The sequence below is a fragment of the Streptomyces justiciae genome, assembly GCF_015163075.1.
GTDB classification, from domain to species: Bacteria; Actinomycetota; Actinomycetes; order Streptomycetales; family Streptomycetaceae; genus Streptomyces; species Streptomyces justiciae.
Genome location: NZ_JADDXU010000035.1, coordinates 19,225 through 32,077 on the forward strand (window position 1 = coordinate 19,225; position 12,853 = coordinate 32,077).

Sequence of the window (12,853 nt, forward strand, 5' to 3'; positions counted from 1 at the left end):
ATGAGGTCAAACGCAAGAAGGGGCATCAGCAGACGCTGGGGCGCGGTGACCGTCGGCCTGACCGTCCTCGGCATGCTCGTGCCGACGACGACGGCCGTCGCCACCGAGCCGCCGCGGCAGACACCGTCGTCCGATGCCGCGATAGCCGACGGCCCGAGCGCGGCCGACGACGAGCTGACGCGGTTCGTCGCCGCGGCAGGCGGGTCCGTGCCGGTCACCCTGGTCACCGGCGACACCCTGCGTGTCGGCGTCGACGACCACGGCACGCCGGTCGTCCGCGCGACCGACAGCGCGCCCCGGGCCGACGGCCTGCCGGTCGTGTTCCACACCCTCACCCGCCAGGGCAACGTGTACGTCGTGCCCGACGACGCCCTCGTCCTGGTCAGCCAGGGGCTGCTCGACTGGTCGCTTTTCGACCTGCGGGAGTTGGTGAGGCTCGCCGCGGCGGGCAGGTCCGGCAGCGTGCCGGTGCTCGTCACCTACACGGGCAGCACCGAGGCCGCCAAGAAACGCAAGGTCGACGGGGCGTCCGGCGGGCGGGCGCTGCCGAGCATCAACGGCCGCTCACTTAAGATCGCCGAGGGCGGTCGGTGGTGGCAGGGGGTGCGGGGCAAGAAGGCGGCCACACCGGCGCCCGCCCGTTCCGCCGGTTCCCTCGCCGGGGTGAAGAGGGTGTGGCTCAACGGCCTGTCCCACGTCGACCTCGAGCGGTCGGTGCCCCAGATCGGTGCGCCGGTCGCCTGGGAGCGCGGCTACGACGGCACCGGTGTGACCGTGGCGGTGCTGGACACCGGTATCGACGCCACCCACCCGGATGTGTCCGCGGCCGTCGTCGGCAAGGCCGACTTCACGGGTACGTCCGCGGAGGCGAGGGACGGGCACGGGCACGGCACACATGTGGCCTCCACGGTCCTGGGCAGCGGCGCCGCGTCGAAGGGACTGCGCAAGGGGGTCGCACCCGGCGCCAAGTTGCTGGTGGGCAAGGTCTGCACCGACAACGGCGAGTGTCCCGACGACGCGATCATCGCGGGCATGGACTGGGCCGCCCACTCGGGCGCCAAGGTCGTCAACCTGAGCCTGGGCGGTGAGCCCACCGACGGCACCGACCCGACGAGCCAGGCGCTCAATGAACTCAGCCGCACCACGGGCACCCTGTTCGTGGTGGCCGCCGGCAACCACAGCTTCGGCACCCAGAAGGTCACCTCCCCCGGGTCCGCCGACGAGGCGCTGACCGTGGCCGCTGTCGACAGCAACGACGAGATGGCCCTGTTCTCCAACACCGGGCCGCGTTTCGGGGACGGCGCCGCCAAACCCGACATCTCGGGGCCGGGGGTCGACATCGTCGCGGCTCGCGCCGCGGGCACGACCATGGGTACGCCGGTGGACCAGTACTACACCTCGTCCAGCGGCACCTCGATGGCCACACCTCATGTGGTGGGAGCCGCGGCCATCGTCGCCCAGCAGCACCCGGACATGAACGCCCAGCAGATCAAGGCACTGCTGATGGACACCGCCACCGACCTGGGGCACGACTTGTACGCCCAGGGCACGGGCCTGGTGAACCTGGAGACCGCCACCAATCCGAAGGTGCTGCCGAAGGGCACCCTCAACTTCGGACGCCAGCCCTATCCGCAGTCGGCGCAGACCAAGAAGATCGTGTACACCAACCGCACCGACCAGGCGGTCACGTTGCACCTGTCGCTGACGGCGACCTCCGGCGACGGCAAGCCGGCCAAGGCAGGGCTGTTCGCCCTCGGCACGGACCAGGTGGTCATCCCCGCGGGCGGTACCGCGGACGTACCGGTGACGGTCGACGGCAGCGTGCTCGAGGCCGACGACCCGCACGGGAGCTACACCGCGCTCATGACCGCCCATGACGACTCGGGCGGGATCCGACTGAACTCCCGGATCCACGCCTTCATCGAGGCCCAGCGATTCCCGCTCACTTTGAAGATCATCGCTCCGGAGGGCGCGACCGACGTCCGCTACGGCACGGTCGACTTCACGCCGGTCGACGACCAGGTGTACCTCCACTCGGGCCCGACCTACCTGCCCGGCTCGGACACCACGACCGCACAGCTCTTCCGCGGCACCTACGCCGCGGACGTGGCGGTGAGCTGGCGCGACCAGGCCGGCGACCTTCAGCAGGCGGCCCCGATCGCGGCGCAGGTGAGTCTCACCAGGGCCACCACGGTCACGCTGGACCTGCGCAAGGCCAAGCCGCTGACCGTGCGGTACCCGGAGGCCACCGAGACGTACAGCATGACGGACGCCGTCAGCCGGGTGTCGCAGACCGGGGCGTGGTCGACCGGCACGTCGATCGCCTTCGACTACCGGGCCACCGAGCCGAACTGGTGGGTGCTGCCCACCGGCAAGGTGACCAAGGGCACCCTCACACACGACCTCTACCAGTCCGGTACGACGCCCGTGATCACCCTGCGCGCCACCGGCGGCGGCGCACCGGCCCGCCTCTTTGCCCGCTACGTGACCCCGGACACCGCGTTGTCCCAGACGCAGATGTGGCTCCGGGACACCGGTGACGGCGCCACACAGCAGGCCTCGATCAAGGTTCCCCGGCTCCCGGTGAAGGGGGAACTGCCGGTCGTCTACGCCGGTTCCGGGTCCGCCGCGGAACTCGCGGGCGTCGACGTACGGGGCAAGCTCGTCCTGCTGACGCCGACCGACATCTGCCAGGGCACCTGCGACTACACCAAGCTCCAGGGCGAGCGGGTGAGCGCGGCCGCTTCCGCGGGCGCGGTCGGTGTGCTCGTCGCGGCACCCGGCCTCACCTCGCTGGGCCGCTCCTCCGAGGCCGACCTGTGCCCCGACGGGCCGAAGAGCTGCCCGGCGATCCAGCCGTACGCGGCGCTGCCCGTCGTGAGCCTGCCGTATGCCCAGGCCCAGGCGCTGGTCGAGCGGATCAAGGCGCACGGCTCGAAGGTCCGCATCGGACTCGGCGGCACCAGCGTGCCGCGGGTGTACGCCGCCGCGTTCCATGAGGTCGGACAGTCCGGCGCGACCACCTTCCGGCTCGGGACGCAGGACCTCGACCGAGTCGACCTCGCCTTCCACTCGGCCCGCCCCGGAGACGTGCACCAACTGAGCTGGAACCAGATCGCGGCGGGCGTCCCGGCCTCCTCGCAGGTGAACCTGACTCACCCCGCCACACAGCGGACGATGACCGTCTTCGTCAACCGGGCAAGGAACGCCATCAACCGGTTCACGGCCTCCTGGGCGGAGACCGGAGCGGGTCACCTCATCACCCACAACCGCACCGAGATCAACGACCTGGTCCTGACCGGCCGGGACGAGATCCACTGGAACGCGGGGCCGTCCGTGCCCGGCGCCATAGCGACGGTACGCACCGAGTCCGGCTTCTCCGTCCGGCAAGGGCCGTGCGCGGGCTGCCGACAGGGCGACAGCTTCTATCCCACCGTCTACCTGACGAGTGCCGCCGGCGGTCGCCAGGCCCTGATCGGCATCCTCAACGACGAGACCATCACGCACGAGTTCATCGAACTGCCCTCCTGCAGCACCACTCCGTCGCCCACCATCCCGAACCTCGACTCCGTCTGCGACTTCCGGCTCAAGGACGCCTCCGGCAAGGAAATGGAGCGTCAGACGGTGCATCTGCCCGATCAGAACCTGGACCTGATCTTCTGATGGCACTCGGCACCGACAAGGAGACCACCACCATGAAGTGCATCCGCGTGCCATCGCCGCGCCGCCGCAGAAGTGCCCTCGTGCTGCTCGCGGCAGCGGCCACCCTGCTGCTCTCCGGCTGCAAGGGCGGGGACCTCGTGTCGTACGAACTTCCCGAGAAGTCGGCCCCGTACACGTTCGAGACGGAGACCAACGGCGTCAAGACGGTGTGGCGGTACAGCTCCGCCAAGGCGACCAAGGACGACACCTCGACCCTGAGCCCGTGCATCGGCGAACTGGTCGGCAGCGACCAGGCGGCCTGCCGCCCCGAACCGCTGATCTTCCTGCGCTACGACTTCGGCCTGGCCCTGGACAACACGGTCAGGGCCGGGGAGGCCCACGAGGTCACCGTCGTCGGCTACTACCAGGAACGGCTGTCCGACCTCCCCGAGGTCACCTCCCTGAAAGCGGAGACCACGTTCGACGGGGGCAGCACCTGGCGTCCGGCCCCCAGCAAGGCGACCGGTGAGAACACCTTCACCACGACCATCAGGAATCCGCGGCGGGACCAGGCCCCCGCGGGCGTCGGACTGAGGATCCGCGCAACGGACAGCCAGGGCAACACGGTCACGCAGACAATCCCCGTGGCGTACACGCTGCGCTGATCCGGCCTGCGCCTGTTCGGCGGGGTGGGGTGAGTCTCCGGCTCACCCCACCCGGCACATACGGAGGGTTCTGCCACCCGCTGCGGAACCGCGGTCAGTGAGGCGAAAGCGACACCGTCCAGGACGGACGTCTCGATGCGGCCCTCGAAGACCGCGCCGGGCTCGGGACGCACCGCGACTCCGACAAACGTGTCACAGACGACGTCGGCCCAGTAGCTGAGGGCGTCGGAGGCCGCGACCTCGGTGCTGGACCACTGCATGTGTGCGGGCTCGCTCATACGTCCATGATGCGGGGTGTGTCAGGGGGCCGGAACAGGCGCCGGGTCGATGCGGATCGTCGCGGCCCGGGCCTGCGGGCTCGCCACCAGGGCGTCGGCGACCGCGCCGTACTTGTCGCGGAAGGCGGCGTCGAGCCCGGTGGGCGGCTCGAGGCCGCCGGTCGTGAGCAGCACGTCGCGGCTGACGTCGCCCACCTGGACCGTTCCGTAGCCGTGTTCGCGTGCCGCCCGGTACCAGCGGGAGCGGACGCCGCGGTAGGCGCGGACGTACAGTTCGCCGTCGACGACGGCCATGCCGATCTCCACGCCGGGGCCGTCGGTGTCGCCTGCGGTCAGGACGAGGGAGTAGGTCTCGGAGAACAGGGACTGCTCTTCGGGTGTCCAGGAGGTCATCGGTTCACCTCGGTGTCGGCTGCCTCCGCCGTCCAGAAGCGGAGGATGCGCAGGGCGTCGTGGGAGGGGCTGCCGGGCTCGGCGGTCAGGACCACCAGGCGCTGGCCGGAGCCGTCGGACGCGGCCCAGGTGTCGCAGTCGAGGGTGAGGTCGCCGACCAGCGGGTGGCGGTAGCGCTTGATGCCGTAGGTGGCGCTGTTGACGCGGTGCTCGGCCCACCAGGTGCGGAAATCCGCGTCCTGGACGGACAGTTCACCGACCAGCCGGGCGAGCTCCGGGTCACCGGGGTCGGCCGCGGCCTCCAGGCGCAGGGCGGCCACGGCGTCGCGGGCGGTGTGCTCCCAGCCCCGGTCCATCGCCCGCATCGCCGGGTCGGTGAACAGCAGGCGCAGGTAGTTGCGCCGGCCGGCCGGTACGGCTGCGAAGTCGGTGTAGAGGGACGCTGCGGCCTCGTTCCAGGCCAGGATGTCGAGGCGTTTGCCGAGGACCAGGGCCGGGGTGTGGGTGAGTTGGTCCAGCAGGCGGCGCAGGGCGGGGCGCAGGCGTTGGGGTGCCCGGCGGCGGCGTGGTCGGTCGTCGGTGCGGCCGGCGAGCTCATAGAGGTAGCTCTGCTGGTCGTCGTCGAGGCGCAGGGCGCGGGCGAGGGCGGCGAGCACGGGGGTGGAGGCGCGGACCCGGCCCTGTTCGAGGCGGGTGTAGTAGTCCACGCTGATCGCGGCGAGGGCGGCGACCTCCTCACGGCGCAGTCCGGTGACCCGGCGGGCGGAGTCCGTCGCCGGCAGGTCGCACTCCTGCGGGTCGAGCTGCGCCCGCCGGGCCCGTAGAAAGGCGCCGAGATGGGGGGCGGGTGTCGGTTTCATGTGTCTCAGTGTGCTGCGGCCGCGGCCGGTGTGGCACAGGTGTGAGGGGGCAGGTTCTTTCCCAGGCAGAAACCTGCCTCTCCCGCGGACGGGACGGACAACGCATGGTGGACATGTGCCCGGCGGAGACCGGGCGCTCGACCCCCGTTCGTCACCGATTCTCAGGAGTGTTTTCCATGGCCAGGACTCGTGTCAGTTTCGACAGTGCCGGTATCGAGATCGCCGCGCACCTCTACCTGCCCGACACCGCGGCGGTCTCTGCGGGTCCGGCGCTGGTGGTCGGTCACCCCGGTACCGGGGTGAAGGAGCAGACGTCCGGCACCTATGCGCAGCTGCTGGCCGAGCGGGGCTTCGTCACCCTCGCCTTCGACGCCGCCTACCAGGGCGAGTCCGGCGGCCTGCCGCGCGGGCTCGAGGACCCCGCCCAGCGCGTGGAGGACTTCAAGGCCGCCGTGTCCTACCTGACCACCCGGCCCGAGGTCGACCCCGAGCGGATCGGCCTGCTGGGCATCTGCGCCTCCGGCGGCTACGCGCTGGCCGCCACCGGCGGCGACCACCGCGTCAGGGCCGTGGCCGCGGTGTCCACCGCCGAACCCGCCCGCCAGTTCCGCTTCGGCGCCGACGGCTCCCAGGACCCGGCCGTCTTCCAGACCCTGCTGGACGCCGCTGCCACCGCCCGCACCCGCGCCGCCCGCGGCGAGGACCCCGGCGTGCTGACCATGTTCCCCGACACCGCCGAGGAAGCCGGCGCCCTGGGCGGCGAGCACGGCATCGAGGGCTGGGAGTACTACTGCGGCGCCCGCGGCTACCACGAGCGCTCCGCGAAGTTCCTCACCTGGGACAGCATCGACAAGATGGCCTCCAGCGACGTCTTCCGCTCCGTGCCCCTGATCGGCCCCCGCCCGATCCTGCAGATCATCGGCGAACGCGCCGTGACCGCCTGGATGGCCACCGAAGCCCACCAGGTGGCCACCGGACCGAAGGAACTGCACCGCATCCCCGGCGCCAGCCACGTCGACCTCTACGACAAGCGCCAGTACATCGACCCCGCCATCGACAAGCTCACCGACTACTTCACCACCCACCTCACCAAGTGACCCACAGTCCGTCACACAGCCCGCAACGGCCCCGCGGCGATGGCCCGTCCGCCGGGGCCGAGGGGCCGTCAGCCGTTCTCGATGCGGCGGATCTGTTCGTCCAGCGGCGCCGACGGGGTGCGGGCGTGCAGGAACTCGTCGGTCGTGGGCAGCCGTAGGCGCAGTTCGGACAGGGGCGCGACGGTGACCTGGCCCTCGATGAGGGTGAAGTCCAGGGCGTGGCCGCCGTGGTCGCCGGGTTCGTCGAGGAAGTGCAGGTGGTGTCCGGCGACGGAGACGCCCTGCTCGTAGTCGGGGGTGAAGAAGCCGGCGAGGGTGCCGCGCGTGTCGCGGAAGACGTTCTCCGCCTGCCCTGCCGTCGCCTCCGACAAGGGCGGGTAAGGACGGGGCTGCCGGGCAACCGTGCGGCAGCGAAGGCGGGCGAAGCTGCCCTCGATCCGTATCGCGTGGACGAGGTTGACACTCGTGAGCAGCCGGCCGACGGCTTCGTACGTGGCCGCCCGGTCCAGGGGACCGGACAGGCTGACGGGCCGTCCGTGCGGGAACCGGGTCACCGCGGCGAAGGGGACGCGGTCGTCGTCGGCGGCCCGCTGGACCGTGCCGTCGGCCCGCAGGCGGTGGCACACGCCGTCCAGGACGAGCATCTCGCCGTCGAGGGCGTCGAAGGTTCCCAGGCCGAAGTCGCCGTGGCGCAGGAGTTCGGCGACGGTCACGTCGCCGTCGTAGACCCCCGCGAGCAGGGCGGCCATCGTCGAGGTCTGGTAGAGGACCGGTGGGGCGGGGCGGGTGGGCGCGAGGTGGCGCAGCGCGGTGAGGAGGCGGTGCAGGGGGGTGGGGTCGGTTCGGGACATGTGTGGTGCTCTCCTCGCATCCTCAGGCGAACGCGCCGCGGATCAGGTGTTCGCCCAGCTCGGTGTTGCCGGAGTAGTCCACCGGGACGTCGATGATCGTGGGCCGGTCGGCGGCCAGGCCCGCGCGCAGCGCGTCGTCGAACTCCGCCATGGTCGTCACGCGTACGCCCCGGGCGCCGAACGCCTCGGCGAAGGCGACGGTGTCGTAGTCGCCGAGGGTCACGCCGCTCTTGCGCCCGTACTTCAGCACTTGCTGGAAGCCGACCATGTCGTAGGTGTTGTCACGGAAGATGACGTGGACGAAGGCCAGCCCGAGCCGGGTGGCGGTCTCCAGTTCCTGCGCGGAGAACAGGAATCCGCCGTCCCCGGAGACGGACACGACCTGCGTGCCGGGGCGGACGAGGGTGGCCGCCATCGCCCAGGGCAGGGCTACGCCGAGGGTCTGCTGGCCGTTGGAGAAGAGCAGGCGCCGGGGTTCGTAGACGCGGAAGTGCCGGGCCATGTGGATGTACACCGAGCCGATGTCGCAGGCGATGGTGGCCTCGTCGTCCAGGTGGTCGCGCAGCCTCAGGCAGACAGCGGCCGGGTCCAGGCCCCGTTCGGTGCCGGGCCGGGTGCGCGCTTCCTCGTCGATGGCGGTCAGGCGGGCGCGGTGGGCGGCGACGGCGGCCTCCGCCTCGGCGGTCGGCGGCATCGGCCCCAGCTCCCGGGCCAGTTCGGCCAGGGTGGCGGCGATGTCGCCGCGCAGTTCGAGGGCGGGCTGGTAGTGGTTGTCGATCTCCGCGGGTACGGCGTCCACGTGGACGATGGTGCGGCCGGCCTCGGGGTTCCACAGGACGGGGTCGTACTCCACCGGGTCGTAGCCGACGGTGAGGATGACGTCCGCGGTGGCCGCGAGGGCGTCGGCGGGCTGGTTGCGGAAGAGGCCGACCCGGCCCAGGTAGTGGCTCTCCAGGTCGCGGGAGACCACACCGGCCGCCTGGAAGGTCTCGATCACCGGCAGGGCGGTGCCGCTGATCAGGGTGCGGATCGACGTGCAGGCCGCCGGTTCGGCGCCGCGCGCGCCGACCAGCAGCACCGGGTTGCGGGCGCTGCGCAGGAGTTCGGCGGCCCGGCGGACCTGTTCGCCGGGCGCGGGGCCGACAGGCGGCACGGGCAGCGACTCGCGGATGACGGCCCGGGTGGGTTCGGCGGCGACGTCGGCGGGCAGGACGACGGCCGCGGCGCCGCGCGGCTCGGTCAGCGCCACGCGAAAGGCGTTGGCGAGCGCCTCGGGAACGTTGTCGGGATGGCTCACCTCGCCGGCCGCCTTGGTGACGGCGGCCAGCAGCGCGGTGGCGTCCATCGACTGGTGGGTGCGCTTGAGGCGGTCCGCGCGGGAGACCGCGCCGCACAGGGCGACCACCGGGTCCTGTTCGGTGGTGGCGGTCAGCAGGCCGGTGGCCAGATTGCTGGTGCCGGGCCCGGAGGTGACGAGGACGACGCCCGGCACGCCGGTGAGCCGTCCCACGGCCGCGGCCATGAACACCGCGTTCTGTTCGTGCCGGCACACGACGACCTGTGGTCCCGCGTCGGCCAGCGCGTCGTAGACGGCGTCGATCTTCGCGCCGGGGATGCCGAAGACGTACGGCACGCCGTTCGCCTGGAGGCCCTCCACCACCCGCTGGGCGGACCTGACGGGTTCGACGGGGGGCTCGACGGCACCGCGGGCGGGCAGTACGGGGCGGACGGGTTCGCTCACGTTTTCACCTCGCTGTATGACGGCACGCGGAACAGGGCCCCGTCGCGTCACGGCGGACGGGCCGAACAGTCCCCCGGTCTGCCTTCAGGATCACACTCGTGCCGGGCACTGTCGCGACGAGACATGTGTGCGGTGCAAGGCACGCGGCGAGTGCGTGTCCGACCGTGGGGCCGCCTCTACACACCTCAATGACGAATGTGGGGTTTGCTCCATCGCGCAGGTCGTCGTGATCGAGAAACATACGATCTGACGCCCGACGGTGGTGATGTCCGGCTTCGGCGCGTCGTGTGCACTTCCATTCCTGCTGACGAGCTGTGCGGCCTGGGGGCCGGCGCCATGCCGGCCACCGTCGCGGGCCGCCTCACCCACGGCGTCGGGATCGGACTGGGAGAGGGCGAGACCAAGGCCCACCGCGAGGAGGCCGTCGGGGCACTGCTCGGCTACGGGCAGCGACCTACCGGCCACCGCGATGAAGGTGACCGACCCCAGGACCTGGAGTCCTTCGTCCTGGGTGTCGGACATCGTTCCGCACCTGGCGTACGGGATGGCGGGGGCCGGCGTGTACCGGGCACTGGCGGCGCGCTGATCGTGACGGTGCCGGCCGGCGCGGGTGCGCGGCTGCTAGGGCCTGTCTGACACGCCGTCGCCGTGGATACGTGTTCCGTCCAGCAGATCGAGCTGGAGGTGCACAGCGGTTGTGGTGCGGGCGACGTCGCCCGTGGCCAGCAGATCGAGCAGCGCGCCGCGCAGGACGGCCAGCACCAGGGTGCACTCCGCTTCAGCCGCCGCTGTCCCACGTCCCGTGGCGGGTCTGCCCGCGGCGAGCAGCTCGAGCCAGTCGCTGACCGTCTCGCGGGCGAAACCGCCCCATGGCCCGTCCGGCTCCATCACCGACCGGGCGTAGCTCTCCACCCACAGCGCCGCCAGGCCCCGGCGGGCATCGTCGGAAAGCCACCGCCACAGGCGGCGGGCGATCGATGTGACGGCCTCGTCCGCCGCGTACTCGCCGGCCAGCATCTCGATCTGGTCGAGTTCATCCGCTCTGGCGCGGGCGAGCAGAGCACGGATGAGTCCGTCCTTGCTGCCGAACAGGTACAGCAGCACACGTGGGCTGCTGCCGATGGCCTCGGCCAGCGGACGCAGGGACAGGTCGCTGATTCCGCTGCGCAGGGCATATACGTATGCCGCCTCGAGGAGTTCCCTCTGGCGAGGTGAGTTGCGCGGGGATGTGGTCACCGGGCTACCATAGGTGAAACAGTCGTTTCAGTCACACCTGGACGGTAGCCGACCCCAGCCGACGATGCCCGGGCTCGACGGTGTGGGCTCTGGTCCCGGCGATCCCGGCCGCTTGGAAAGACAATCACGAATGACCACAGAAGCGATATCTCACCTCCTGGACGTGCCGGTGCGGGCCTCACTCACGGGGGAACACGCGCGCTTCGCGGTCCGGCGCGGCCGTGTGCTGCGGTACGAACCCGGCCTGGCCACATTTGCCGCGCTGCCGGACGCCCCTGACGCACAGGACTGGCACGACGCCGCTCTTCTCGCGGGACCGGGGCAGGTGCTCTACCTCGTGGGCCAGGACCTCCAGCTCCCTCCCGGGTGGACGGAGGTGTCACACGCCCAGGGTGTGCAACTCGTCGCGGACCACCCGGTGGTCCGGTACGACGAGCAGGTGCGCGTGCTGGGGTTCGACGACGCGCCGGAGATCCTCGCTCTGGTCGAGGCGACGAAACCGGGCCCCTTCCTGCCCCGCAGTCTGCGGTACGCGCAATACTTCGGGTTCCGCGCGCACGGGCAGCTCGTGGCCGTGGCCGGCCTGCGTATGCGCCCCGCGGGGTTCGCCGAGGTGAGCACGGTCTGCACGCTCCCCGAACACCGGGGCAGAGGCCTGGCCCAGCGTCTGGTGAAACATCTGTGCCGGCTCGTGGTCCGGCAGGGCGCCACCCCGTTCCTGCATGCCAAGGCCGATCAGGAAGCCGTGCTGCGGTTGTACGGCGCGCTGGGCTTCGAGCACCGCACCCGTCTTTCCTTCCGTGAAATAGCGGCGCCGCGGGAGACTTCCGCGTAGCCGTGTCGGCCGTCCCCGCGAGCACATGCGATGAACCTGGCGGCGTGTTCCTGCCGTCCCAGTGACAGGGCGGCACGCCCCTCGCCCCAGACACAGTTAGGTTCCCTGCCCGATGTTGCTTGATGCGGCAGTCGCCGAGACGGTCGACGCCTACCGGACCTGTGAGTTCGTCACGCTCGCCCGGGACGGGACACCGATCGCTTGGCCGACGGCGGCCCTCCGCCGCGACGACGGCACCTTCCTCATCACCACCTCGCTCGCCTTCGCCCAGAAGGCGCTGAACGTTCGTCGTGACGGTCGCGTCGCCCTGCTCTTCTCCGATCCCACCGGCAGTGGACTGGACGCCGCCGAGCAGGTGTTCGTCTCCGGTACGGCGGTCTGCCCGGAGGAGATCGTCACTTCGCCGGCCGGCGACGAGGCGTACTGGTCGATGCTCTTCGACCGCCAGCCTGACAGCCGACGTTACGTGGACCTGCCCGCGCGGTGGCTCATGGACTGGTACTACCTGCGGCTGCTGATCACCGTCACCCCCACCGGCATCACCACCCGACCGTCCCTGTCCGTGCGGTCCGGCGACCCGAACGTCGCCGCGGATGCGGGTTCTTCCGTGCCCGGCGCCGACATCCTCGCGCGCTTTTCCACCGCCGTCCTCGGTGCCCGGGACGCTTCTGGCGCTCCCCTGCTCATGCGGACACCGGTCCAGGCGACGCCCGAGGGGTTCCTGGTGGAGACCGCCGCCGACTGCGAAGTGGTGGCCGGTCCCGCCTCGCTGCTCGTGCACCGCCACGACGACCGGCTCGCCGGCCTCTACAACGCAGTGGTGCGGGGCGAGTTGCGCCGGTCCGGCGACGGCTGGCTCCTGGTGCCGCACCGCGTTGTCGAGCCGTCGGGGGACGGCGGTGCCCGCACCCTGCGCAACGCCCGTCGCGCGGCGAACACGTATCTCCGCAGGCGCAACCTGGACCGGCCACGCGTGGACTGGCCCGCGCTGAAGACGCTGGCCACCGCGTCCGCGTCCCGGGCCGGCGGCGCCTGAGCGGGCACGGACGCCCCGTGGCCGGGATGGTTTGAGAGGGACATCGTCCGAGACCGACTCCGTGGCGCCGCCACCCCGTCAGGCGTCAATCCGTGAGGCTCGACCGCCAGTCACAGGTCTTGTTCGCACACTGCAGGGTGAGAATGCCCGGATGGGCTCTGGGGCCGCGGTGGATGCCTGAGGATCCGCACCGCGGGCATTCACGGTCAGGGAAGGCAG

General features: G+C 71.3%; 11 protein-coding genes. 6 read left to right on the top strand and 5 right to left on the bottom strand.

Annotation, left to right across the window (positions count from 1 at the left end; genetic code table 11):
* A complete protein-coding gene (locus IQ210_RS46290; protein ID WP_194085279.1) occupies positions 1 to 3,663 on the top strand; it encodes a S8 family peptidase in 3,663 nt (1,220 codons plus the stop codon).
* Positions 3,663 to 4,307, top strand: coding sequence for a hypothetical protein (locus IQ210_RS46295; protein ID WP_194085280.1), 645 nt, complete (start codon positions 3,663 to 3,665; stop codon positions 4,305 to 4,307). Before IQ210_RS46290 ends, IQ210_RS46295 begins: the two co-directional genes overlap by 1 nt.
* Positions 4,308 to 4,606: 299 nt before the next feature.
* On the opposite strand, the gene IQ210_RS46300 is transcribed toward IQ210_RS46295, so the two are convergent.
* Together IQ210_RS46300 and IQ210_RS46305 are read right to left on the bottom strand one after the other, a co-directional pair.
* Positions 4,607 to 4,978, bottom strand: coding sequence for a DUF2255 family protein (locus IQ210_RS46300; RefSeq protein ID WP_194085281.1), 372 nt, complete (start codon positions 4,976 to 4,978; stop codon positions 4,607 to 4,609).
* Positions 4,975 to 5,838 (bottom strand): helix-turn-helix transcriptional regulator, encoded by an 864-nt coding sequence (locus tag IQ210_RS46305; protein ID WP_194085282.1) that lies wholly within the window; start codon positions 5,836 to 5,838, stop codon positions 4,975 to 4,977. Before IQ210_RS46305 ends, IQ210_RS46300 begins: the two co-directional genes overlap by 4 nt.
* Positions 5,839 to 6,014: 176 nt before the next feature.
* Here IQ210_RS46305 and IQ210_RS46310 point away from each other — a divergent pair, with 176 nt between their 5' ends.
* Positions 6,015 to 6,935 carry an alpha/beta hydrolase gene (locus tag IQ210_RS46310; RefSeq protein WP_194085283.1) on the top strand — a complete coding sequence of 307 codons (921 nt, stop codon included), beginning with the start codon at positions 6,015 to 6,017 and terminating at the stop codon, positions 6,933 to 6,935.
* Positions 6,936 to 7,003: 68 nt separating this feature from the next.
* Here the strand turns inward: IQ210_RS46310 and budA are convergent, their stop codons facing one another.
* Both budA and alsS read right to left on the bottom strand, forming a co-directional pair.
* Complete coding sequence (budA, locus tag IQ210_RS46315) at positions 7,004 to 7,786, bottom strand: acetolactate decarboxylase (RefSeq protein ID WP_194085284.1); 783 nt, start codon at positions 7,784 to 7,786, stop codon at positions 7,004 to 7,006.
* A gap of 22 nt (positions 7,787 to 7,808) precedes the next feature.
* On the bottom strand, positions 7,809 to 9,527 hold the full coding sequence (alsS, locus tag IQ210_RS46320; protein ID WP_322658597.1) for an acetolactate synthase AlsS: 1,719 nt from the start codon (positions 9,525 to 9,527) through the stop codon (positions 7,809 to 7,811).
* Between the two features lie 336 nt (positions 9,528 to 9,863).
* Between alsS and IQ210_RS46325 the strand changes: the two genes are divergently transcribed.
* Positions 9,864 to 10,163 carry a hypothetical protein gene (locus tag IQ210_RS46325; protein ID WP_194085285.1) on the top strand — a complete coding sequence of 100 codons (300 nt, stop codon included), beginning with the start codon at positions 9,864 to 9,866 and terminating at the stop codon, positions 10,161 to 10,163.
* Here IQ210_RS46325 and IQ210_RS46330 read toward each other — a convergent pair.
* Positions 10,149 to 10,763, bottom strand: a complete 615-nt coding sequence (locus IQ210_RS46330) for a TetR family transcriptional regulator (protein ID WP_194085286.1) — start codon at positions 10,761 to 10,763, stop codon at positions 10,149 to 10,151. The two genes, IQ210_RS46325 and IQ210_RS46330, sit on opposite strands and share 15 nt — an antisense overlap.
* Positions 10,764 to 10,893: 130 nt before the next feature.
* Here IQ210_RS46330 and IQ210_RS46335 point away from each other — a divergent pair, with 130 nt between their 5' ends.
* The gene (locus tag IQ210_RS46335) at positions 10,894 to 11,598 is read left to right on the top strand and encodes a GNAT family N-acetyltransferase (protein WP_194085287.1); all 705 of its coding nucleotides are present in this window, start codon (positions 10,894 to 10,896) and stop codon (positions 11,596 to 11,598) included.
* A gap of 112 nt (positions 11,599 to 11,710) precedes the next feature.
* Positions 11,711 to 12,634, top strand: coding sequence for a pyridoxamine 5'-phosphate oxidase family protein (locus tag IQ210_RS46340; RefSeq protein ID WP_194085288.1), 924 nt, complete (start codon positions 11,711 to 11,713; stop codon positions 12,632 to 12,634).
* Positions 12,635 to 12,853: the final 219 nt, after the last annotated feature.